The organism is Anaerosphaera aminiphila DSM 21120 (genome assembly GCF_900129925.1).
Lineage (GTDB): Bacteria > Bacillota > Clostridia > Tissierellales > Peptoniphilaceae > Anaerosphaera > Anaerosphaera aminiphila.
Genome location: NZ_FQXI01000012.1, coordinates 24,874 through 49,245 on the forward strand (window position 1 = coordinate 24,874; position 24,372 = coordinate 49,245).

General features: G+C 33.5%; 22 protein-coding genes. 2 read left to right on the forward strand and 20 right to left on the reverse strand.

Features of this window, described 5'->3' with window-relative positions:
- The 8 genes from alsC to BUB47_RS07660 form a co-directional block, all read right to left on the reverse strand.
- The gene (alsC, locus tag BUB47_RS07625; RefSeq protein WP_073185136.1) at window positions 1–957 is read right to left on the reverse strand and encodes a D-allose ABC transporter permease; all 957 of its coding nucleotides are present in this window, start codon (window positions 955–957) and stop codon (window positions 1–3) included.
- Window positions 958–971: 14 nt separating this feature from the next.
- On the reverse strand, window positions 972–2,489 hold the full coding sequence (locus BUB47_RS07630) for a sugar ABC transporter ATP-binding protein (RefSeq protein ID WP_073185137.1): 1,518 nt from the start codon (window positions 2,487–2,489) through the stop codon (window positions 972–974).
- Entirely contained in the window at window positions 2,473–3,474 is a 1,002-nt protein-coding gene (locus tag BUB47_RS07635; RefSeq protein ID WP_073185138.1) for a LacI family DNA-binding transcriptional regulator, read from the reverse strand. Before BUB47_RS07635 ends, BUB47_RS07630 begins: the two co-directional genes overlap by 17 nt.
- A 166-nt stretch (window positions 3,475–3,640) precedes the next feature.
- Entirely contained in the window at window positions 3,641–4,636 is a 996-nt protein-coding gene (gene tsaD, locus BUB47_RS07640) for a tRNA (adenosine(37)-N6)-threonylcarbamoyltransferase complex transferase subunit TsaD (protein ID WP_073185139.1), read from the reverse strand.
- The gene (gene rimI, locus BUB47_RS07645; protein WP_083529153.1) at window positions 4,633–5,100 is read right to left on the reverse strand and encodes a ribosomal protein S18-alanine N-acetyltransferase; all 468 of its coding nucleotides are present in this window, start codon (window positions 5,098–5,100) and stop codon (window positions 4,633–4,635) included. The genes tsaD and rimI overlap by 4 nt, the downstream gene beginning before the upstream one ends.
- Before the next feature lie 8 nt (window positions 5,101–5,108).
- Window positions 5,109–5,789, reverse strand: coding sequence for a tRNA (adenosine(37)-N6)-threonylcarbamoyltransferase complex dimerization subunit type 1 TsaB (gene tsaB, locus BUB47_RS07650; protein ID WP_073185140.1), 681 nt, complete (start codon window positions 5,787–5,789; stop codon window positions 5,109–5,111).
- Window positions 5,786–6,235 carry a tRNA (adenosine(37)-N6)-threonylcarbamoyltransferase complex ATPase subunit type 1 TsaE gene (tsaE, locus tag BUB47_RS07655; protein WP_073185141.1) on the reverse strand — a complete coding sequence of 150 codons (450 nt, stop codon included), beginning with the start codon at window positions 6,233–6,235 and terminating at the stop codon, window positions 5,786–5,788. Before tsaE ends, tsaB begins: the two co-directional genes overlap by 4 nt.
- A 7-nt stretch (window positions 6,236–6,242) precedes the next feature.
- A complete protein-coding gene (locus BUB47_RS07660) occupies window positions 6,243–6,764 on the reverse strand; it encodes a nitroreductase family protein (RefSeq protein ID WP_073185142.1) in 522 nt (173 codons plus the stop codon).
- A gap of 95 nt (window positions 6,765–6,859) precedes the next feature.
- Between BUB47_RS07660 and BUB47_RS07665 the strand changes: the two genes are divergently transcribed.
- On the forward strand, window positions 6,860–7,429 hold the full coding sequence (locus tag BUB47_RS07665) for a xanthine phosphoribosyltransferase (protein ID WP_073185143.1): 570 nt from the start codon (window positions 6,860–6,862) through the stop codon (window positions 7,427–7,429).
- 675 nt (window positions 7,430–8,104) lie between these two features.
- On the opposite strand, the gene BUB47_RS07670 is transcribed toward BUB47_RS07665, so the two are convergent.
- The 8 genes from BUB47_RS07670 to BUB47_RS07705 all read right to left on the reverse strand — a co-directional run bounded on the left by BUB47_RS07670 (window position 8,105) and on the right by BUB47_RS07705 (window position 16,286).
- Window positions 8,105–9,877, reverse strand: coding sequence for a phosphoenolpyruvate carboxykinase (GTP) (locus BUB47_RS07670; RefSeq protein ID WP_073185144.1), 1,773 nt, complete (start codon window positions 9,875–9,877; stop codon window positions 8,105–8,107).
- Window positions 9,878–10,017: 140 nt separating this feature from the next.
- A complete protein-coding gene (locus BUB47_RS07675; RefSeq protein ID WP_200779502.1) occupies window positions 10,018–10,173 on the reverse strand; it encodes a YvrJ family protein in 156 nt (51 codons plus the stop codon).
- A gap of 31 nt (window positions 10,174–10,204) precedes the next feature.
- Complete coding sequence (locus BUB47_RS07680) at window positions 10,205–10,423, reverse strand: DUF2922 family protein (RefSeq protein WP_073185145.1); 219 nt, start codon at window positions 10,421–10,423, stop codon at window positions 10,205–10,207.
- 28 nt (window positions 10,424–10,451) lie between these two features.
- Complete coding sequence (locus BUB47_RS07685; RefSeq protein WP_073185146.1) at window positions 10,452–10,676, reverse strand: DUF1659 domain-containing protein; 225 nt, start codon at window positions 10,674–10,676, stop codon at window positions 10,452–10,454.
- Between the two features lie 64 nt (window positions 10,677–10,740).
- Window positions 10,741–11,214, reverse strand: a complete 474-nt coding sequence (locus BUB47_RS07690; RefSeq protein WP_073185147.1) for a peptidoglycan recognition protein family protein — start codon at window positions 11,212–11,214, stop codon at window positions 10,741–10,743.
- Complete coding sequence (locus BUB47_RS07695; protein WP_159430544.1) at window positions 11,205–11,771, reverse strand: RNA polymerase sigma factor; 567 nt, start codon at window positions 11,769–11,771, stop codon at window positions 11,205–11,207. The genes BUB47_RS07690 and BUB47_RS07695 overlap by 10 nt, the downstream gene beginning before the upstream one ends.
- Window positions 11,772–11,959: 188 nt before the next feature.
- The gene (locus BUB47_RS07700) at window positions 11,960–14,563 is read right to left on the reverse strand and encodes a hypothetical protein (protein ID WP_073185149.1); all 2,604 of its coding nucleotides are present in this window, start codon (window positions 14,561–14,563) and stop codon (window positions 11,960–11,962) included.
- A 415-nt stretch (window positions 14,564–14,978) separates the two neighbouring features.
- Window positions 14,979–16,286 (reverse strand): S1C family serine protease, encoded by a 1,308-nt coding sequence (locus BUB47_RS07705; protein ID WP_073185150.1) that lies wholly within the window; start codon window positions 16,284–16,286, stop codon window positions 14,979–14,981.
- Window positions 16,287–16,414: 128 nt separating this feature from the next.
- On the opposite strand from BUB47_RS07705, the gene BUB47_RS07710 reads away from it, so the two are divergent.
- Window positions 16,415–17,086: an MBL fold metallo-hydrolase gene (locus BUB47_RS07710; RefSeq protein WP_073185151.1), complete on the forward strand. Its 672-nt coding sequence runs from the start codon at window positions 16,415–16,417 to the stop codon at window positions 17,084–17,086.
- 1,066 nt (window positions 17,087–18,152) lie between these two features.
- On the opposite strand, the gene BUB47_RS07715 is transcribed toward BUB47_RS07710, so the two are convergent.
- The 4 genes from BUB47_RS07715 to glpK form a co-directional block, all read right to left on the reverse strand.
- Window positions 18,153–19,574 carry an alanine/glycine:cation symporter family protein gene (locus BUB47_RS07715; RefSeq protein WP_073185152.1) on the reverse strand — a complete coding sequence of 474 codons (1,422 nt, stop codon included), beginning with the start codon at window positions 19,572–19,574 and terminating at the stop codon, window positions 18,153–18,155.
- Between the two features lie 30 nt (window positions 19,575–19,604).
- The gene (gene glsA, locus BUB47_RS07720; RefSeq protein WP_073185183.1) at window positions 19,605–20,528 is read right to left on the reverse strand and encodes a glutaminase A; all 924 of its coding nucleotides are present in this window, start codon (window positions 20,526–20,528) and stop codon (window positions 19,605–19,607) included.
- A complete protein-coding gene (locus tag BUB47_RS07725) occupies window positions 20,528–22,594 on the reverse strand; it encodes a sigma-54 interaction domain-containing protein (RefSeq protein WP_073185153.1) in 2,067 nt (688 codons plus the stop codon). Before BUB47_RS07725 ends, glsA begins: the two co-directional genes overlap by 1 nt.
- Before the next feature lie 231 nt (window positions 22,595–22,825).
- Entirely contained in the window at window positions 22,826–24,316 is a 1,491-nt protein-coding gene (gene glpK, locus BUB47_RS07730) for a glycerol kinase GlpK (RefSeq protein WP_073185154.1), read from the reverse strand.
- Between the last annotated feature and the right edge of the window lie 56 nt (window positions 24,317–24,372).

The following is a 24,372-nucleotide window of genomic DNA, read 5'->3' on the forward strand; positions in this document are numbered from 1 at the left end:
TTAATTTTTAGATGCTACAAATCTATCTATTGTTACTGAAATAATTATAAGTGAGCCCATTACTATTTGTTGGTAACTACTTGGCACGGTTAAAACTGTCATTGCATAGTTTATAAGTCCTATAATAAGTCCCCCTATTACTACCCCAAATATCTTTCCCTTTCCACCGAAGAAGCTCGTTCCTCCAATTATTGCCGCTGCAATTGCATAAGTTTCAAAACCTGTTGCTGCTGCCGGCTCCGCTGCTCCTACTCTACCTAGTAATACAATTCCTGCTATACCTGAACACATTCCGGATATTATAAAAACTATTAACGTGTGAAGTTTTACATTTATTCCTGAATACCACGCAGCTTCTTTATTTCCACCCACTGCATAGATATTTCTTCCGACTTTTGTCCTTGTAGTAAAGAATATAAATACAATTGCCACTGCAAATGCTATAAGCGCAGTTATTGGAATTCCAAGTATTCTCTTAGAGATAAATGTTGTAAATTCAGCAGGAAATCCAAATACAGATCTGGCGCCTGTTCCTATTAGTGTGAGGCCTCTAAATATTGACTGTGTTCCCAAAGTTATTATAAAAGGATGTAGACCTGTCTTGTTTATTAAAAGTCCGTTTATTGCACCGAGTAATGCTCCTACTATTACCCCAACTAACACCGCCGCAATTACAGGTTGTCCCAGCACCATTAACTTTGCAACAATAAATCCTACAAGTGCTGCTGTTGAACCCACTGACAAATCAATTCCCGCTATTAGTATTGCAAAAAATTCTCCAACTGCCAACAGTATATTTACTGAACTTTGAGCCAGTATTTGAGGTACACTGCTCTTTGAAAATATAGCTTCAGGTTTTATAGCAGCCAACACAACTATTAAGAGCACAAAAATACCGATTGTACCATATTTACTCCAAATTTTATTAAATGACATTTTCTTTTTCTGAGTTTCCATATAATTATCCTCCCCTAAGCTCCTGTTGCTGCTTTTATTATTTTTTCTTCTGTTACATCTTCAATATTAAATTCTCCATTGATACTTCCATTACAAAATACCAGCATTCTATCACATACAGCCATAAGTTCCGGAAGTTCAGAAGATATTACCAACACTCCCTTACCCTTATCCGCCAAATCCCTCATTATCTTGTAAATTTCGTGTTTTGAACCTACGTCTATTCCCTTTGTAGGCTCATCAAATATTATAAGGTCCGAATTTGCAGCAAGCCACTTTCCAAGTATTACTTTTTGTTGATTACCACCGGAGAGTTCAGTAATATTTTGATCTATATCTCTACACTTTATATTTAAGTTTTTCTCCTGTTCCACAGCGTATTCATGTTCAGCTTTAAAGTCTAAAAGTCCATCAAGTCCCATAAATTTTGTTTCTTTTATAAAGGGTACTATGGAAATATTTTGTTTAATGTCAAAATTATTTAAAAATCCCATTTCACGTCTATTTTCAGTTACCATGGCAAATCCATTTTTTACTGCATCATAGGGACTCTTTATATTTACAGCTTTTCCTTTAAAAATAACTTCTCCACTTTGTTTTGGCACAGCTCCAAAAATTACATCCATAAGTTCAGTTCTACCTGAACCTACAAGCCCTGAAAATCCAAGTATTTCTCCTTCATGCAAGTTAAATGAAATATTTTTTACTCTATTGTCCTTCCTGCACAAATTTTTAACTTCTAAAATTACAGGTCTCTTTGTAAAATCTATTTCCTCATCTTTTTGATAAGTGACATGTATTTTTCTTCCAACCATCATTGAAATCAGCTCATCTATTTCAACATCTTTAACATCTCTGTCGCCAACGTATTCTCCATCTTTTAAGACTGTTACTCTGTCACCTATTAATTTTATTTCCCTCATTTTGTGAGTAATATATATAATTGCCTTGCCTTCTGATTTAAGCTGCTCTATAACTCTAAATAAATTATCTACTTCCGAATCTGTAAGTGAAGTTGAAGGTTCGTCCATAATTATTACATCTGAATTTACTATGAGAGCTTTCGCTATTTCAACTTGTTGCTTTTCTCCAATACTAAGTTCTTCTACTGGAGTTTCGGCATCTTTTTTAAGTCCTACTTTTTCAAGTATATCTTTGGCTTTATCGTTCATTTCTCTATAGTTTACTACAGGAATTCCCATAACTTTTTTCGTAGGAAGAACTCCCACAAATAAGTTTTCCAATATTGAAAGTTCATTTATCACACTTAATTCTTGATAGATAATTGAAATCCCTGATTCAATTGAATCTTTTGGGGTCAAGTAGCTAAACTCTTTTCCCTTTATCATCAAACTCCCTGAAGTTGGTCTATAAGCTCCACTTAAAATTTTCATAAGCGTAGACTTTCCAGCTCCATTTTCTCCAAGTAAAATATGAACTTCTCCCGGATAGACTTCAAAATTTATATTTGAAAGTGCAACTACTCCAGGGAACTCTTTCACTATATTCTCCATCTTAATTAAAGGTTCCATTACTTTCCCCTCTCCCTCTATTTAAACTTACAGGTATTTTTATTCTGGTCTTTATTGAAATATCTTCTGTCATCATTTCATAAAGTATTTTGCAGCCCTCTACAGCCATTTTTTCCACATCTTGATCTATTGTGAGTAAAAAGTCGAAGCAGGACTTAATCAATTCATTGCCGTCAAATCCAATTAACTTCACATCTTTTGGAACTGCTATTCCATTATTTTTTAATGTATTGTAAACTCCAATTGAAACTATGTCATTTGAAGCAAAGACTCCGTCAAATTTATAGCCACTATCAATTATTTCTTGCATTTTAATTTTCCCGTCTTCTACTGTGGGATTGTCTATATAAAAAATCTTAGACTCAACATTTTCTTCCCTCAATCGGGATATAAATCCCTCTATTCTATCGTTAATAGAGCTCAAATTGTGTATGTCTCTTATTGCAATTAAGTTTTTACATCCTAATCTCAACAACTCATCTGCAACTATAACTCCACCTAAGAAGTTGTCCGATTCAATTACTACATCGGCATTTACAGGACTTCTATCTATATATACAACCGGAATTTTTAAATCCATATCTTCAAGTCCATTGTTATTTTGACCTTGAACATAAATGATTCCATCAATATTTCTACTCTGCAACTCTGAAATATATTTTTTTTCTATTTCTAAACTCTCATTTGAATCACATACAAATACAGAATAATTGTAAGCTAAAAAATATAAGCTTATCTGCCTTACTATTCTGGAAAAAAATTCATTGGTAATGTCGGGCACAACTACTCCTATTGACTTGGAAATATTAGTTCTCAGCGCCTTTGCAGCTACATTTATAGAAAAACCTGTTTCCTTTACTATTCTAAGTACTTTTTCTTCTGTTTCACTTGAATAGCCACCTTTTTCATTTAAAATTCTAGAGACAGTGGCTGTCGATACTCCTGCTAGTTTAGCAAGCTCTTTTATGGATAATTTCTTTGACATATTACCACCCTAACGTAATCGTTTACGCCATAATATCAAAAGTTTACATATATGTCAATATTATTCACTGATTTTTAATAAATGACATACTACTTTTTATATATTGTATCCTAACCATATTATTAGTCCATACTATTTATTGTTGCTTTAAAATAAAAAAGGGACTTTACAGTCCCAAATTTGGATTGGCTCTAGTATCTTTATCTACAGCGCCACTTTTATATAAATAGTATCCGGCAGATGCAATCATCGCCGCATTGTCTGTACAGAGAATTTTTTCAGGATAGTAAATTTTTATATTTTCTTTACTTCCTCTACTCTCAAGCTCAAACCTAAGTCCTTCATTTGCTGCAACTCCACCTGCTAGAACAATTTTATCCATGTTTTCTTTCTTTGCAAGTCTCACTGCTTTTTCAACTAATACATCTGTAACCGCCTTTTGAAAAGATGCTGCCACATCTTCCTTTATTACTTCTTCACCCTTTTGCTCTTTGTTGTGCAAGTAGTTTATAACTGCAGTTTTTAAACCACTAAAAGAAAAATCGTAAGACCCCTCTTCAAGCATTACTCTTGGAAAATCCAACACGTCTTTCCCCTTGCTTGCAAGCTTATCTATTATTGGTCCTCCGGGATATCCTATCCCCATTGCCCTTGCAATTTTATCAAAGGCCTCTCCGGCTGCATCATCTCTGGTTCTGCCCACCAATTCAAAGTCCACATAGTCTTTTACTTTTATTAAATAAGTGTGCCCACCTGAAACTATTAGACCTATAAAGGGAGGTTCTAAATTGCTGTTGGAAATATAATTTGCACAGACGTGACCGTATATGTGATTTACTCCCACAAAGGGTCTGTCTATTGCATAGGCAAAAGCTTTTGCAGCGCTTAGTCCCACAAGTAGAGCTCCTATTAATCCCGGCCCTCTAGTTGCCACTACTAAGTCTATTTCTTCTCTATTTATATTTGCCTCAGTCAAAGCTTCTTCTAAAACACTGTTAATCGCTTCAACATGCTGTCTTGATGCAATTTCCGGAACAACTCCGCCATATTTTTTATGAGTGTCTATTTGCGATGATATTACATTTGAAAGTACATTTCTTCCATTTTCAATTACTGAAACTGAAGTTTCATCACAAGATGACTCCACTGCTAAAATTTTCATTTCTCACCTCTTCTCCACATTATAATTGCGTGAGATCCCGCTTTATAGTAATCTCTTCGAATTCCCTCTTCTTTAAATCCATACTTCTTATACAAGTTTATTGCAGGATAGTTGTCATGTCTTACTTCAAGTGTTAAGTTTAGTTCTCTATCTGATAAGCTTTCAATTGTACTTGATAGTAAAAAATCTCCCAGTCCTAAATTTCTATACTTCTTATCAATCGCCACATTATTTATGTCAATTTCTCCAAGAATTTTTACATAGTTTAAAAATCCGGCAATATCTCTTTTGCCGTCTTCAAATTCCAACTCCACTACATATACTTCTGAGAGTTCATTTTCTTCAATTTCAATTCGCAAAGCTTCTCTCGACCACGGCGTGTCAAAAGAAGCTTCTTCAATTTCCAATATTCTATTTAAATCAGAAACATCTGCTTTCCTAAAAATTTTATTTTTTATATTCAACCTGCACCCTACTTGTTCTTTCCAAACTCTCTTTCAGCTTGAGATGGATTTATATAATTTGGCAGAACTTCAAATAAATTGTCCTCACCACTTTCTTCAAACTCTATTTGCCCAAGATGAGCTATATTTAAACCATGAATTGTATTGTCTTTATATTTTACTACTTTTAGTTCTTTTTGCAACTCCTCAAAAAACACATCTCTTCCCGGTCCAATAACTACTACTTCTTCAGTAAAATTTTTTAAGTCTGCAATTATTTCATCTATATTTTTTAAAGAATCTTCTCTGTAAGTTTCAAGTTTTTCACTGTTTTTGTAAATTCCATAGTAAGCTCTCTTTCTCTTTGCATCAAATAACGGAAGAATAATTACTTCACCTTCATAATTTAACGCCATTGCCTTTAGAGAAGAAACTCCCTTTATTTTTATACCTAAAGTTTGAGCAAAAGTTCTGGCTATAGTTACAGCAATTCTGGTTCCGGTAAATGAACCCGGTCCAACTCCAACTGCCATAAGGTCTATATCAGAAATTTTATATTCTAATTTATCAAAAATATTTGAAACCATCTCAACTAACTCTTCAGAATTAAACATATTTGCTGAAAGTTCAAAAGATGCAACTTTCCTATTATTATCTATTAAGCCCACACAAGTTTTTTCTGTAGATGTGTCTATTCCAAGTACTTTCATTTTAATTCCTCCAAAAGTTTCTCTGAGCGTTCCCCAACTGCCACTACTTCAATTTCTCTCTCAAGCTCACCTCTTCTAGTGATGTTTAGTTCCAAGTAGTCCTCAGGTAAAGCATTTTTTATTTTATCTGCCCACTCAATAATACACACTCCGTTGCCATAAAAGTACTCGTCAAAACCCAGATAAAAAACATCTTCATCAGTTTCTAATCTGTACGTATCAAAGTGATATAAATTTATATCTCCATAGTATTCATTTATAATAGCAAAGGTGGGAGAGGTGATGTAGTCCTCTATCCCCATTCCCTTTCCAATACTCTTAGTAAGTGTGGTCTTGCCTGCTCCAAGATCTCCATTTAAACAAATTACATCGCCCGGTTTTAAAAGTTTTCCCAGAGCAAGTCCAAAGTTTTCAGTTTCTTCAACATCTTTTAAATGTATCTTCATCACAACCTCAAAATTTTTCGTAGTGAATGTGGTCTTCAAAATTAAGTGTCTTTTTTTCCCTTGGCGTTTCAGCTTTGTGTCCAATTCCAATAACACATTCCACGTTGTACTTTTCAGGCACACCAAGTATTTCCTTTACAACCTCTTGAGAAGGTCTGCCTTCATCATTTACGGCATCAGTAATGTTTCCCCAGCAACTTCCCAGTCCTAAGTCCTCAGCTTGTAATTGGATAAATGTAGCTGCTATACAAGCATCTTGATGGTAAGTTACAGGTGACAACTCCTTATCTGCCAAAACTGCAATTGCAACTTGAACTCCCTCTAAAAATCTGGCAGCACTTACTTTATATTTTGAAAGTTTTTTTAAAGTTTCTCTATCTCTTACAACTACAAATCTCTTTGAATCTAAATTTTTTGCAGTAGGTGATAATAATGCACTTTCTAAAATTAAATTTAAGTCTTTATCTGTAACTTCTTCTTCAGTGTATTTTCGTATACTTCTTCTCTTCTTTGCCAATTCATTAAACATAATATTACCCCCTTAAAATAATTCTATATATATTATACATAAAAGACTTTAAAAATAACTCCTTTTCTGTAATAATATTTTAAAGGAGGGCGAGAATGAATTTACTAGAAGAAAGAATTAAAAAAGATGGGTACATTTTAAATGAAAATATTATAAAGGTTGACTCCTTTTTAAACCACCAATTAGATATTAAATTTCTCTCTGAATTAAGTGAAGAAATTTATCAATATTTTAAAGGTAGAAATATAAATAAGATTTTGACAATTGAAGCATCAGGAATAGCACTTGCAACAGTACTATCTCAAAAATTCGACTATATTCCCGTAGTATTTGCAAAAAAACAAAAGAACAAAAACATTGGTGACGAAGTTTATCAGTCACTGGTAAAGTCTTTTACAACTGACAAGGAATACACCGTAACTGTTTCCAAGAGATTTTTAAATGAAGATGACAATTTGCTTATAATTGACGACTTCTTAGCTGAGGGAAATGCACTTAAAGGTCTAATTGACGTTGCAAACCAAGCAGGCTCAAAAATCAGTGGTGTATCAGTGGCAGTTGAAAAGGGATTTCAAGATGGCGGTAAAATAATTAGAGCTATGGGATATGACTTACTTTCTCTTGCAATTATAAAAAATATTGACAATGAAGAATTTAACTTTTAATAATCTATAGAAATCTGCGATTTCGTCATAGATTTTATGCAAGAATTTCCCAAGAGAACGAAGTTCGATTGGCTGAAATTTACTGCTAACAATCTATAGAAACTTTGAGACCTAGCAGAAATCTTTGATTTCGTTGTAGGTCCAATGTCAGGTTTTCCCAAGGCTGAAAGGCTTGGCTGAAAACTGCAACTTTGTTAGCCAAATTTAAAATTTGGACTTCGTTGCATCTGACCTATCATCAATTTATAAAATAAATTGGATTAGGTCATGAACGGCAAGGTTTCGTCATAGATTTTATGCAAGAATTTCCCAAGAGAACTAAGTTCGATTGGCTGAAATTTACTACCAATCTTTGATTTCGTTGTAGGTCCAATGTCAGGTTTTCCCAAGGCTGAAAGGCTTGGCTAAAAATTACAACTTAATTAGACTAACTACAAATTACTGTAAAGTTATCAAATATTAAAATAGAAGTACAAAATAATATATTTTAAAAGTAAAAACACATTTTTATTTTTAAAAAGATTTTTTAATACTTGAGGAAGGGCGGAGGGAACCTAAGATTTTCCCGCTTTAAGTCAAGTAGCATTTTCCAACACTTATGATTAAAGTCTTATCTAATCAACTAAGTAAAAGTAAAAACAGGAATACAAAATAATGTACTCCTGTTTTTTACTTTTAGTTCTTTAAATTTTCTTCTAATTTTTCCAATTCATAACTTATCTCTTTTGGAAGTCTATCTCCAAAGGGTTCAAAGAATTCTTTAATGTTTTCCACATCTGCAAGCCATTCTTCCGGCTTTACTTCTAAAAGTTCTCTTAGTAGTTCCGGTGAAACTTTATCTTCAATGCCCTCAGTATTAATATCTTCCACTTTTGGAACATAACCTATACTTATTTCATCAGCATCAACTTTATTTTCACATCTGTTTAAAATCCAATCTAACACTCTCATATTGTCGCCAAATCCCGGCCACATATACTTTCCATTTTCATCAACTCTAAACCAATTTACATGAAATATTTTAGGAGCTTTGTCTTTTAACTTATCGCCCATTTCAAGCCAGTGCCCAAAATAATCTCCCATGTTGTATCCGCAGAATGGCAGCATTGCCATAGGGTCTCTTCTAATTACACCTACATCTCCCGTTCTTGCAGCAGTAGTTTCAGAAGCCATAGTTGCCCCTAAAAAAGTGCCATGTTGCCAATCTCTTGACTCATATACAAGCGGAGCAGTTTTTGCACGTCTACCGCCAAATAATATGGCTGATATTGGAACTCCCTTTGGATCTTCCCAGTTTGGACTTATACACGGACAGTTTTTAGCAGCTGCAGTAAATCTTGAATTGGGATGAGCTCCTCTTTCAGAAGATTTTTTCCCATTCCAGTGGTTTCCCTTCCAGTCCTCTGCATTTTCAGGTGGATTGTCATTAAGACCCTCCCACCAAACAGTGTTGTCATCTAAATTAAGTGCCACATTTGTAAAAATAGTGTCTTTTTTTGTAGTCTCAAGAGCATTTGGATTTGACTTCTCATTAGTTCCCGGTACTACTCCAAAAAATCCTGCCTCAGGATTTATTGCATAAAGTCTGCCGTCTTCTCCTATGTTCATCCAAGCTATGTCGTCTCCAACAGTCCAGATTTTGTATCCTTTTTTTCTATATACTTCCGGTGGAACCAACATTGCAAGATTTGTCTTCCCACATGCAGACGGAAAAGCTGCCGCTATATACTTTACTTCTCCCTCAGGATTTTCAACCCCAAGTATTAACATATGCTCTGCCATCCAACCTTCTTTTCTTCCAAGGTAAGATGCAATTCTAAGAGCAAAGCACTTTTTCCCTAAAAGTACATTTCCACCGTAACCTGAATTTACTGACCAAATAGTATCATCTTCAGGAAAATGAGCAATATATCTGTTTTTATCGTCAAGCTCTGCTGTGGAGTGAAGTCCCTTTACAAAGTCCTTTGAATCTCCAAGAGCTTTTAAAACTACATCTCCCACACGAGTCATAATCGCCATATTTAAAACCACGTATATTGAGTCAGTTATTTCAAATCCTATTCTGGAATACTTTGAACCCACAGGCCCCATACTATATGGAATTACATACATAGTTCTATCTTTCATAACTCCATTAAAAAGTGGAGTTAACATACTATACATTTTTTGAGGAGCCATCCAGTTGTTGTTTGGACCTGCCTCATCTTTTTCACTGGTGCATATAAATGTTCTGTCCTCAACTCTTGCAACGTCATTTACTGCAGAGCGGTGTAGAGTACAACCCGGTAGTAACTCCTGATTTAGTAAAATTAACTCGCCCGTTTTAATTGCCTCAGCTTTTAAACTTTCCAGTTGATTTTCCTCGCCTGTTATCCACATAACTCCTTTTGGCTCTAAAAGTTCTGTCATTTCATTTATCCAATTTAATACATATTTATTATTTGTCATCTTTAGCTCCTAACTTTTAATACGTTATACTAATTTCTATTTATTATAACACATTGAAAGCTAAATTCGCATTTAGTATGTAGTTAAAACTATTTAAATTATTAATAATAGTATATTAAATTGACTATACAAAAAGAGCATTATGGTTTAAATAAGTTTTCAATGTTCTTACTTAAATCATTAATGCTCTTTGTCAGTTCTCCCATTTTAGTTTCAATTCTCACAAGCAAGTAACAGGAAACTACTATGGGAAATCCTATATTTGCAATTTGTGTAAATAGTTCTTCAATCTCCATAAACTCCCTCCTTTATGTAGCTTAAGAGAAATTATAAAATTTCTTTAATGTTAATTTCCTTAATATAAGCTTTTGAAACTTCTTTTATATTTCCCGTTGGTCCAAGAAATACATTGCTAGATACTATTGCCTGTTCAAAATTTACTATGTCTTCTCTTGCTATGTCATCCTTGGGATCAAACATACTTAGTTTTAATACCTTTTCATTTACATCTGACAGCTCTAATTCCAAACTCTTTGCATTTTCCATAACTACCCTCCTCTCTTATTTTCTCCTTTTACTCACCTTCTACTAATTCTGACTCAACTATCTTCTTTAATCCCAGTTTAGCTTTGCTGCAAAAATTTGCCAGATTGTTTCCAGTTTCAACTAGCGCATCAAGTTGAACAGCAGGATTTATACTTGAAAATAACTTTGACTTTACTTTTTGTTTTCCACTTTCTGTAAGACCGTTGTCAAATTCAATTTTAAGCTTTGATGTTAAGATATTTTCCTTTGCCATATTTCTCACCTCCTATTATATAAATAAAATAAAGGGACTAAAGTTGCTATTTAAAATAATTTTTCTAGATTAATTCTCTAAATACCCACCAGTCGTTCCAGTTGTTCTTACTCATTGACCTTGGGCAGTTTTTTCTTGAGGCGTCATAGTGCCTTGCCACATTATTTTTACCTATGTTGTAAGTACTCATTAAAAATCTTATTAACTCCAGAGCATTTGACTTTGTCTTTTCAAAATCTGAACCCTCATTAATACAAAGTTCCACTCCAATGGAATTTGAATTTGTAATTCCGTACTTGCCCTTGCCATCTCCACAGTGCCAAGCACTTAAACTCACCTCAACAGTTTCAACTACTCCCTTGTCGTCCACAAAGTAGTGAGCTGAGGCATTTCTATTGCCACCGTTAAAGTATTTATAGTGATTGTGAGCATCGGCAGTTGAACTTTTATTTCCGGTGTCATGAACTACTATAAACTTTGGCACAACACCATTTCTGGAAGAGTAGTTGTATTTTATTGGCAATTTATCTATATACATAGCAATTCCTCCTTTAAAATTTCTATAGCTCTACGCTTTGTATTTACTACAGTCCACTTACTTATTTCTAAAATATTACCTATTTTTTCATGAGTAAAATTATAGTGGTAGTAGAGAACTACAACTTGTCTTTGCCTGTGAGTCAGCTTATTTAGTGCCAGCTTTAAATGAGAACTCAGCTCTAAATTTAAAAAGTGCTCCTCCATATTAAAGTCATCTTCTAAAAATTCTAAAAGATTAAGCTCTTCTCTCTCATCTTCCATGGGAACTTTCCCATTTTCATCTTTTAATAAATATTTAAAAGTGTTTAAGTAGTAAAATCTCAAGTAGTTTTTTACAAAGTTAAGATATGTACCCTTGTTTTCATTGTGAAGTTCTATGCACTTTAATACCACTACAACTCCATCTTGATATAAGTCTTCAAAGTAGTCCCAAATTGGGCAGTACTTCTTTATAGAGGACTTAATAAGTGGGTTTAACTTTGAAACCAACACTGCCTTTGCATCTCTATCTCCACTTCTCGCCTTTAAATACAGTTCGTTAATAATTTCGTACATAATTTTCTCCTTTTTATTTTCAAACATATGTTCTTTTATTATTATATAAGTAGAACACCAGAAAATCAATAGTATTTTTTGTACGAAATATAACCACTTCTTTAGTATATGTAAACATAAGTTCTTTTTAGGACAAAAAGAAAACCTAAGAGAAAATCTCTTAGGTTTTAATCTTTTGTTTAAGACAATTACTTAACTTGAGTAATTCTGTATGTCAATTCACCAGCAATTGTTTTATTTGCTAATTTTGCAACAGCTGTTTCAGCATCTGTTTTTTTAGTTTCATCAGTAGCTCCTGCTGCTTCATAAGCTGCAACTGCTACTTCTGCATCTTCTTGAGCTGTAATTTCTGCTCTAGCTTCATCCATTTTAGTTGTGTCAACTAATTTTTGTTGTTTTGCATCTAAACCTTTAAAAGCATCTTCAGCTTCTTTAACTGCTGCATAATCTACATTTGCAACTATTTCAGCTTTAGGATTAAGAGCATCGATTTTATTTTGAACCGCTTGAGCTGCCGCTTTATCAGCACCAGTTTCAACGATTGTTGTTATTAAGCCTTCTGCTTTATCTAAGTCTACCCATACTTTATTAACATAAACTTGAATATCAGAAGCTTCAAAAGCTAAATCAGCATCTTTATTTCTATTAGATATAAAGAACAATCTAACAGTATCTTCTTGTAAATCTTCATAACCTAATGTTTTAAGGGCATTTCCATTCTTTTCTAAATAAGTTTTAAGATTATCAAGAGCTTTTCCTTCTTTTTCACCAACTTTAAATGTTGCTCCTCTATAGTCTTCTGAAGTACCAGTATTAGAATCTATTTGATTAGTAGTAAATCTCCAATCACTTTTAAATTCTGAAACTGTTCTAATTCCTATAGTGTAAACTTCTCTATTGTTAGTTGCTGATAATAAATTTTCGATATTTCCAGCTACTTTCCAATTAGCTCTATCTGGCATAATTGAAACTATTTCTACCATGTTTCTATCTTCAGAATCTTTAGCATCTTTAGCTGCTCTAATTTGAATTAAAGCACCTTCTTCAAGCTTAGGTCCTTTTGAAGTAAAGATATCAGCATCAGTTATGTTAATAACTGCACTTCTCTCTCCTATACCTTCAACAGTAACAAGTTTACCATTTACGTCAGTAACTTTTACTATTGGGTATTCTTTAGTATCACTGTGGTCTAACTTAGTTACTACACTACTGTTTGTTCCACCGTAAACTTCTACTACATCATGAAGATCACCATAGTTGTAAGGGAAGTTTGCATAGCTTTCCCAGAATGATTTGTCATAAGTTTTTCCATCAACGTCTTCTAAAGTTGCATTTCCAGTAGAAGTTGAAGAGTTAATAACTCTGTAAAGGTCTCCACCTTTATCTTTAGATACTACGTTAAATACTACAACTTTTGCAGTTTCAGTACCTGCTGATATAGCTGGATCATAAGCTACGTCTTTAGTAGAAGCTTTGTCAAATCCTGCATATACGTTAGGAACTACATCATATTTGTTTTCATAACCAATAAGTCTTAAAGCTTCATAAATGTCTTTTAATTCTTTCATTTGGTTATTGTAAGGGTTAGCAACGTATACTTTAGTATCGTCATTAATTCTTAATTCATAAGTTGCAATAGCTTTGTCAGAAGTATTCTTAACATCATGGAAAGTTATACTCTTAACATCAGTATTACTGTTTTTAAAGTTTACAGAAACATATCCATTAGTATCTTTAGGATCTAATTTTGTTTTTTCCTTTAATGTTTCAATGTTTGCTGTGTATTTAGTTGAAATAGTGCTGTCAGCAACGCCATTCCATCTTGAGTTTTTACCAACAACTCCGTCACTAAGACCTAGAGCCATTTTTTCTGGATTACCAAGTTCAAGAATGTGAGTTACTTCTTTTTTGTCATTGAACATAACTCTTACTAATGAACCATAGTAGTAATCAGGGTTAGTAATTGATTTAACTTTGATAGTGTTTGATCTATCATTTGTGTTGTTTACAAATACTGTATCATCAGTAATTGTATAAACTTGTTCTGAATCTTGGTTAAGAGTTAATTTACTCTTGTTTAATTCTGAAAGTACGCCAACTTTTTCGTTAGCTGGAACTCTCTTGAAGCTTTGCATTTTGTAAAGAGCGTTATAAAGCATAGTAAATGCATCTGCTCTAGTTGCAGGAGCATCTGAGTTAGCTACTGTAACGTCATCAAGAATTCCTAATTGTGCTGCCCAACTCATCCATTGTGTAGCCCATTTAGCGTTAGCATCTTTAATCATGTCAGCTGTTAAATCTTCTTTAACTAATACTACTAACATTTTTGAAAGTTCTGCATAAGTTACGTTCTTTTCTGGTTTAAATTCTCCAGTTGGGTAACCATTAAGCATAGCTTGACCGTTAGCTGAAGATGGTACTGTTGTACCTACAGAGATAACTCCGTTAGCCCAGAATGCAGTATCAACGTCATTGTAAAGTTTCATTGAACCTTGTAGTTTTTCTGCTAATTCTTTGTTACCATTAGCAAATACGATTAATTTAGTGATTTCAGATCTCTTAATTTCTTTGTCGTATCCGTAATCCCCATTTTCGTAGCCATCAACAAACTTTTTGTCGATAATGTACTGGATTTTGTTATCTTTTCCAGTAATTTTTTCAACAGTTTCTACTTTTTCGCCTAACTTTTCGTCAGTTGTAGTAGTTGTAGTTGTTTCGGCTGCGAAAGCACTTGTGAATGTTCCTAGTACCATTACTAATGAAAGTACTAAGGATAATAATTTCTTGTTCATATTGTCTTTCGACCTCCTTAAAATTTTTGTAGACCTACAAAAGTCTTAACTTTTGTCGCTGCTTACAAAACAGCTAGAGGTACGACATATAAACATTAGTCGTATTCGATTAATATTTAATTGTCATTGTCCTCTTTGTTAATATTATACACCAGTAAACTTAAAAGTAAAATTACAGTTATATTACAAAGCTGTAACTTTTCAAATACTGGCGAAATATTACTACGTACCTTTGCAATTTCAATGTTTATTCACTATCTTCCACTTATGTAGAAAACAGAGAATCTTTATGAAATCACTGTTTAGTTTAACAGATTTTTAAGATTATTTCAATGTTTATATAATATTTATACCCTTCTAACATTAAAAAAGGAGATAAAGCTTAAATTTCATCTCCCTTTAGTACACTTTTCACTTAATAGCTGGTAAACATATCTGAAATATCTCCTTGGCTTCCATCAAAGGGAATTACTATTCCCTGATTTCCACCTTGTTGTTCCATTTGTGTTTCCTTTTGTTCATTGTTGTCATCTGCCACAGAGTAGTTTGTAAATGTGACATCAAATTCTTTTTCTTTCCCGTTTCTAATTACAGTAACTTTTGCAGTGTCGCCAACTTTATAATTGTAAAGAGCCGCTCTTAGAGAGTCTACTGTCTTTATTTCACTGTCGTCTATTTTTGTTATAATGTCTCCTGCTTCAATTCCCGCTGCCTGTGCAGGTGAATCTTCTATTACTTTAAATGCAAATACTCCACTGTCTACTCCAAAGTCCTGTTTAAAGTACCTTTGAATTTCTGTTGCATCTACAGGTTGAATTCCTATTGACACTACTTTATAGTCTCCTGTTTCTATTACTTGACTTATAATTTGCTTTACTGAGTTTATTGGAATTGAAAATCCCAGTCCCTCTGCTTTAGAAAGTTTTACAGTATTTATTCCAACTACTTCTCCCTCTTGATTAAGTAGTGGTCCTCCGGAGTTTCCTCCATTTATTGAGGCGTCTGTTTGAATTAGCCCGGTCATATATCCGCCGCCTTCTACTTGGCCTACATATCTGTTTAACCCTGAAATTATACCTTGAGTTACACTTCTTTGATATGTCATATCTATTGGGTTTCCTATTGCAATGGCAGGTTCGCCTATTTGAAGTTTATCTGAATCTCCAAGTGTTGCCGGTTGAATTGCAGAGTCTGTCTTAACTTTTACAATTGCTATGTCTATAGTAGAGTCTGACCAAATTGTCTCTCCCTCTACGCTGTTTCCATCGTTTAACAGCACTTGTGGTTTTTTAACTATTTGATTATTCATAGTTACAACGTGAGCATTTGTAAGTATATAGCCACTTTTGTCTATAATGATTCCGGAACCTGTGCCCTCTGTTTCTATTGTTCCGAAGAAGGGATTTATCACTTGGCCTGAAGTAGTTATTCCAACAACTGAGGGCATAGCTTTCATTGCCACTGCTGTTGCCACATTTGTACTTCCTGTAGTAGTTATATTAACTTCTGAGTTTTGACCTCCAGATGACACCTTATTTTCTCCAAGAGCAAAATATGTCACTGCTGAGCCTATTACTCCACCTATTATGGCAAAAACCAATGCCAAAGCAATTATACCCTTGCCTGATTTTTTACTTTTCTTCTTATTATAGTTGTTATTTGAATTATTATCTTCACCGTTAACTATTATTTCAGTAGTATCTAAATTATTATTTTCATCCATTAGTCTCTTCTCCCCTTTTCTTATTTTGTTTATATACCCAATTTTATGTTATTTTTGTGAAAACAAAGTGTTTATTTTCTTATAATACTGTAGAAAAATGTTATAATCTCCTTTGAGGAGGATATTATATGAAAGTAAATTTTATTAAACACTCTTGCTACACTATAGAAACTGAAGATTATTTTCTTATCTTTGACTATATAGGAGAAAGCTTGAATATACCTTTAAATAAAAAAGTAATATTTTTTGTATCTCATAGACATGCAGATCACTTTTCTGATCAAATCTTTGACTTTGATGCTGACTACTATGTGCTAAGTGATGATATTGAAAATGTTAAGTCTGAAAAGGACAATGTTATATATATTTCTATGGACAAGGAGCTTAAACTATTTGACTTGGAAATTAAAACTCATGGCTCAACTGATGAGGGAGTGAGTTTTTATGTAAAGGCAAACGGAATTGGAATTATCCACTCCGGAGATTTAAACTACTGGATGTGGCCAAGATATTCCAAAGAAGAAGTTGAGGAAATGGACAGATGGTTTAAGGGAGAAGTAGACAAATTTAAATCAGAAGATGTATTTATAGTGATGATGCCTGTTGATCCAAGGTTAAATGAATACTACTCACTAACAGGCGAATACTTTTTAGATACTATTGATGCCAAGCACTTTTTTCCAATGCACATGTGGGAGGACTTTGCTATTTCTCAAAAATTTAAAGATGAATTTCAATCAAAATACCCTGATAAAATTATCCATGTAATTAGTAACAACAACGAAATATTTGAGACCTAACAGAAATCTTTGATTTCGTTTTAGGTCCAATGTCAGGTTTTCCCAAGGCTGAAAGGCTTAGTTGAAAACTGCAACTTCGTTAGCCAAATTAAAAATTTAGACTTCGTTGCATCTGACCTATCATCAATTTATAAAATAAATTGGATTAGGTCATGAACGGCAGATTTGGCTAGCGTAACTGTATAATGACTTTCTATAATTATTTAAAATAAATTGAATTAGATTTCTTGTCATAGATTTTATGCAAGAATTCTCCACGAGCATTAGCGAGTGGGTAGAATTTACTGCTAATTTACTTTGTAGATTTTATTTAGTTTAGTTAAAGTATTATTTAATATTTATTTTTGTTTTTCTCTAAAAATAATTTCAGTACACTTCTTGAGGGAGGGCTTTGAGACCTAACCCAATTTATGTAGTAAATTGTAGGTAGGTCCAATGTCAGGTTTTCCCAAGAGAACGAAGTTCGATTGGTTGAAAACTGCAACTTCGTTAGCCAAATTAAAATTTGGACTTCGTTGCATCTGACCTATCATCAATTTATAAAATAAATTGGATTAGGTCATGAACGGCAGACTTGGCTAACATAACTATACAATGAATCAGTATAAAATCTATGTGTTTAGACTAAAAAACAAAAAACGACCAAGTTGGGAGTTCTTGGTCGTCTGTTTCCGCTCATTATTTATGTAATGAAGGAAAATAAGATTGGTATAAAATTTTACTCAACTAATCTTAAGGGGGGTACCTTAGATTAATTAATAATGGGTGTAATATAAAATGCATTACCTTTAGTTAATTGATAGTCAATATCATTAACTGTTATTAGTATAATATACTATTCAGTAAATGTAAAGGATATTTTTAAAATAATTTCCACTATTTTTCTATGAATTAATCAAATGAGATTATAGCAATGTTACAGCAGTAAACTTTTTTAAAATTTTTTTAAAAAGTCTTATTTTCATTGTGCGTAAACTAAATTAAATACCTTATATATTATTTTAAGATAAAAAATACCTTGTACTAAATGTTTTACACTTAGTACAAGGTATTAAATATTTATTTTTTATTTATCCCAACACTCAATTTCATCTTCAAGTCCTTTTAAAGACTCAATATTTGAAACTTTAAATACAGGTTCTTTCCCTTCTTTTAGTTGTGAGAAGTAATCATAGTAGGTTTCCACTGCAATCTTCCCTAGGGCAAATAGGACAACTAAGTTAATTAGCGCCATTATTCCCATAAATACATCTCCCGTATTCCAAACTACTGAGAAATCACCAACACACCCTAAAAATACCATAACTAAAACTAATACTCTGTATACATTTATTGCCGACTTTCCAAATCCCAAGTGCGCAATATTATTTTCTCCATAGTAGTAGTTCCCTATTACTGACGAGAACGCAAACATAAATATACACACTGTTAAAAACATTTGAGCCCAGTTGCCAACTTCTGCTGAAAGGGCATTTTGAGTTATTGCAAGTCCTTCTAGTGATGGGTCTGCATATACTCCCTCTCCTGCAAGTATTATAATAAATGCTGTTGCTGAACAAACTAAAATTGTATCTAAATAAACGCCTAGCGCTTGAATAAGTCCTTGTTTTGCTGGATGAGATACGTCTGCTGTTGCTGATGCATTAGGTACAGCTCCCATTCCTGCTTCATTTGAAAATAATCCACGTCTTACTCCGTTTAGTATTGCTGCTCCAACTCCTCCACCTACTACTGCTTGAATTCCAAAAGCTGATTTAAATATGATTCCAAACATATGTGGAACAAGTGCTATGTTTTTTATTATTATAAATATTGCAAGTGCCATATATGCCACTGCCATAACAGGAACTAGTAGAGATGTTACATCTGCAATTCTTCTAACTCCACCAAATATAATAACTGCAACTATTGCTATAAGAACTACACCAACAATTCTTACATCTATGTTAAAAGATCCACTAAAAGCTGCTGCTATAGTATTGGCTTGCATTGCATTAAACATAAATCCGTACACTACTGCTACTATTACAGAAAATATAATTCCAAGCTTTGGAAGTCCAAGTGCCTTTGTCATATAGTATGCAGGTCCACCTTTAAATGTACCATCTTCATTTTTTTCTTTAAATATCTGTCCAAGGGTGTTCTCTACAAAAGATGATGCTCCACCTATTAGCGCTGTAATCCACATCCAAAATACAGCTCCAGGACCTCCAATTGCAATCGCTGCTGCAACTCCTACAATATTTCCAGTTCCTATGTGAGATGCCGCTGAAATTGTAAATGCCTTAAATGGAGATAGTCCTTTTTTTCCATCTGCTTGTTTTTCTGCAGGTTGAGTTATTAATTTTACTGCATGGCCAATATGTGTAAATTGTCCTCCTTTTAATTTTATTGTGTACCACAATCCCAACATTAAAAGTATTGGAATTAAGTAATATGTGTAGATAAAGTCGTTTAAAAAACTTGTTATTGCCTTAAAGGTTTCCATATTATCCTCCTATTATAAATATATTTAAATTTAAATAAATATATTTAAGTCCAAGGTCTTAGAAATTTCAGCCAAGACCTTTTTTCCCCTTATGCTATTTCCCGACTCATCGAGTCTGGGAGAATAAGTGCAAACTCCACACTTTCCCGGAATAATTCCAAGAATAGCTCCCCCTACTCCACTTTTTGACGGGAATCCAACTTCTATTAAGTACTTTCCGCTTTCTTCATACATTCCACAAGTTGCCATTAGTGCAAGTGTTGTCTTTACAACCTCTTTTTCTACTAACTGTACTTTGTTATCTAAAGACCTCCCTCCATTTGCAAGGACTGCTCCAATTGTTGAAAGTTGTCTTACATTTAACCCTATGGAACAACCTCTTACATATAAATCCAAAATTTCTTCTGCATTCCCTTCAATTATTCCTATACTCTTTAAGTAATAGGCTATTGAGCGATTTCTATCTGTAGTCCTCATTTCAGACTTATACACTTCTTCTAAAAAAGTAACTTCATCACCATTTGAAAGCTCACTTACTTTTTTCATAACTCTATTGAATTTATTAATTACATCACTTCCGCTTATTAGAGATGATGTAGTTATTGCACCTGCATTTAAAAATGGATTTACAACTTTTTCTTCAATTGGAATCAGGGAATTAAACTTATATTCTGTGGGTTCAGTTCCCACTTTAGAAAATACTTTTTCCGCTCCCACATCTTCTAATGCCATTATTAAATCTATAACTTTAGAAATACTCTGTATTGAAATTTTAAATTTATCATCACCTAGAGATACAGTCTCTCCCTCTGTAGTTGTAAGAGATACACCAAAATTATCTTGATCTACATTTGCAAGCTCAGGTATATAAGAAGCTACTTCACCTTCGCATTTTAAATTTTCACTGTTTTTTATAGCTAACTTTAATATTCTCTCTGTTTCTATTAAATCCATCATAATATGTCATCCACCAATTCTTTTAATTTAATTATTATTTCACTTTCTTCGCCATTTAACAAGTATTTATGCTCTATTAAATAGTCCATTCCAACACTTGTAATAGTATTGCCAATTCTTCCAACATTTATTTCAATTAACTTTGTTTTTTCAAGTTCACTTACTAAATTTCTAACTTCTACTTCTGATATTTTAAAATACATTTCACTAAATACTCTTTCTAGCGTTCTTCTACCGGGGCTTACATTTATTACTTTAAGCGCATATATTAAAAGTAGTATTAAATATTTTACAATTCCGTCCTCAAAGTTTTCCCTACTCTTCAAATATCCGGGAACTGAGCAAAAGTATATTTCCCTTTCAGTCATAACTTCTAAATAACTTAAGAGATTTTTTAGCTCTCTTACATTCCCTGGCCAGCGATAACTCTTTAAAAAAGTTTCAAATCCAAAACTAAATTTTCTACTTAAGTTATTTGCCACCATAAAGTTATTTAAAATATATGGTATGTCCTCAGGTCTTTCTCTTAAACTAGGTAAGTCCAATTCAAAGACGTTTAGCCTATACATTAAATCCCTTCGAAATTCTCCACTATCAACCATTTTATTTATATTTCTATTTGTAGCGGCAACTATTCTGGTGTTAATTTTTATTACCTTGTCGCCACCAACTCTCATAATACTTTGTTCTTCTAAAGCTCTTAGAAGTCTAGGTTGAAGTTCCATTGGCAAATCGCCTATTTCATCAAGAAAAAGCGTGCCTCCACTTGCCCTTTCAAATAACCCTATCTTTCCACCCTTTTTAGCTCCTGTAAAGGAACCTTCTTCATAGCCAAAGAGTTCCGACTCAAGGAGAGTCTTTGAAAGTGTGGAGCAGTTAATTGCAATGAAGGGTTCTTTTTTTCTATTAGATGCGTTGTGAATTGCACCTGCAAAAAGTTCTTTTCCCGTTCCCGTTTCTCCAAGTATTAGCACAGGATGGTCTGTAGCGGCAAACTTCTTCGCCTCGCTTATAGTCTTTTTCATTAAGTTGGACTTCCCGATTATGTCTTCAAAGGTATATTTTGAAAAGTATCCACTTTTTACAATTTTATTTGACTTGTTAAACATCTCTACAACGTCAAAATACTCCTTTACTAAAATAATTTTCCCATAGGAATTCCCCTCATAATCTATGTTGCCAACTGATATAAAGCACTCTATTCCATTGATATTTGTAAGTTCTTCTCTAACTTCAACTTTTCTAACTAAGGTCTTAAAAGCTTCTTCTTTATTAAATACTTCAAAGAAATTTTTATAAGCTATTTCTCTTTCACTTAGTCCGAAAATTTCAGAAAAGGGCTTATTTATAGTGCTTATGTCATAATCTTTATCAAGTATTAAAACTCCTGAATCCAAATCATTTAAAATATATTCTAACTGTACTTCAGAGATGAGTTTTCTCTCCATTGAGTAGTTTACACCGTACCAATATGTTGGAACTACACTCATCATCTTTAAAATTATCTCTCTGGATATTTTTTCATCAATATTTAACATGTAAATTATATCCAACGCATTTGAAATATCCAGTATTCTATGGCCTGTAACTATATCTTTTCCCACTATGTCTCCAAGAAAGTCAAATTTTTCAGGAGCTATGTGAAGTATGTAGTCGTATTTCTTCTTACTTACAACTTTTCCGGGAAAGTAAGGTTCCATTTGGATATCAGTTTTTCCAAGTTGGTATATAAGCGCCATAGTTTCATTTGCCATAAATTCGTTGTTATTTACCACCAGCACATCACTGTCACGTTCTATTTTATTTATCTCTCTTAAAACCTTTTTTGGAATTGTCCTCTTCATCATTAGCTGAGATACATTACACTGAATTTTATCTATAAGTAAATTTATAATTTCAGGGTCTGTGTAAAGTATTAAATCAGTCTCTACAATAGGTAGCACCGGTTCCATTTCCAAATTTCTATAGTCTACTTTTATATTGTCTTTAAAAATTGAAGTAACTTGATTTTTATAAAATTGAGATGAGTCTTCATCAATTGAAAGAATTGTTATCCTCTTCATAATCCCTCCTCTATATTAAAGTGAGTTCTCCAACTCAACTTAAATATAATGCAATAACTGTGCCAACTTTTTTATTATGCATAAAAGTTGCAATCGCTTAGTTTTTTCTCTTAAATTAACTTCTACTTTCTCCCTTAATGGGATTATTTAAATTATATCACATTATTAATCCCATTAAAGTTGTGCCATATAAAAAAATGCCTCCAAAATAGAAGGCATCTTTAATTTATTTTACTTTGCCCAACCCTCGGCACATTCTACTGCTCTATGCCATCTATTTAACTTTTCAATTCTCACTTCTTCAGCCATTTCAGGCTCAAATACTCTATCCACCTGAGAGTTCTTTTCTATTTCTTCAATATCTTTCCAATATCCAACAGCAAGTCCTGCCAAATACGCTGCACCTAGAGCAGTAGTTTCCACACATTTCGGCCTAATTACCACTGTATTTATTATGTCAGACTGAAATTTCATTAAGAAGTTATTTTCACTTGCCCCTCCATCTACTTTTAACTTTTTGAGTTTTAAGTTGGAGTCTTCTTCCATTGCACTTAGTACATCGTAGGACAAGTAGGCTATTGACTCAAGTGTCGCTCTTATAATGTGATATTTATTTACACCTCTTGTTATTCCAACTATCGCTCCCCTTGCATATTGATCCCAGTAAGGAGCACCCAGTCCTGTAAATGCCGGCACTACATAGCAGTCATTTGTATCTTCTACTTTTAATGCCATATATTCGGAGTCCTCTGCAGAATCTATTAATTTGAGTTCATCTCTCATCCACTGAATTGCCGAGCCGGCAACAAAAATCGAACCTTCAAGTGCATAGTTTACTTTCCCGTCTATGCCCCAAGCAATCGTAGTTACAAGCCCATTTTTACTAAATACAGGTTTTTCACCGGTATTCATTAATAAAAATGCACCTGTACCATAGGTATTTTTTGCCTCCGACTTTTCATAGCAACCCTGACCAAAGAGAGCCGCTTGTTGATCTCCTATAGCAGATGCAACGGGAACTTCTCCTCCCAAGTACTTTGATGAACTAACTGCATATACTTCACTTGAAGATACTACCTTTGGAAGTAAATTCTCTGGGATATCTAGAAGTTTTAATATGTCTTCATCCCACTTTAAAGTATTTATATTAAAGAGCATAGTTCTGGATGCATTAGAGTAGTCTGTTACATGAACTTTTCCATCTGTCAATTTCCATATTAGCCAAGTATCTATAGTTCCAAATAGAAGTTCGCCATTTTCTGCTTTCTGTCTTGCTCCTTCAACATTGTCAAGTATCCACTTTATCTTTGTAGCTGAAAAATAAGCATCTATTACAAGTCCGGTTTTTTCTCTTATAGTATCTACATAACCCTCTGCTTTTAATTGGTCGCAATACTCAGAGGTCCTTCTACACTGCCAAACTATTGCATTATAAATCGGATCTCCTGTTAATTTATCCCATATAATAGTAGTTTCTCTTTGATTGGCAACTCCTATTGCAGCTATATCATCGGCCACTGCATCTATTTTAGTCATGGCCTCTACTGCTGTACCTATTTGAGTTGACCAAATTTCATTGCCATCATGTTCTACCCATCCGGGTTTTGGAAAGTACTGAGTGAATTCTTTTTGTGCAACTGAAATAATATTGCCCTCTCTGTCAAACAAAATTGTTCTACTACTAGTTGTTCCGGCATCAAAAGCCATTATGTATTTTTTCAATTTATATACCTCACTTTAATATCTCTTACAATAAGTATATTATTACGGCAATAAAA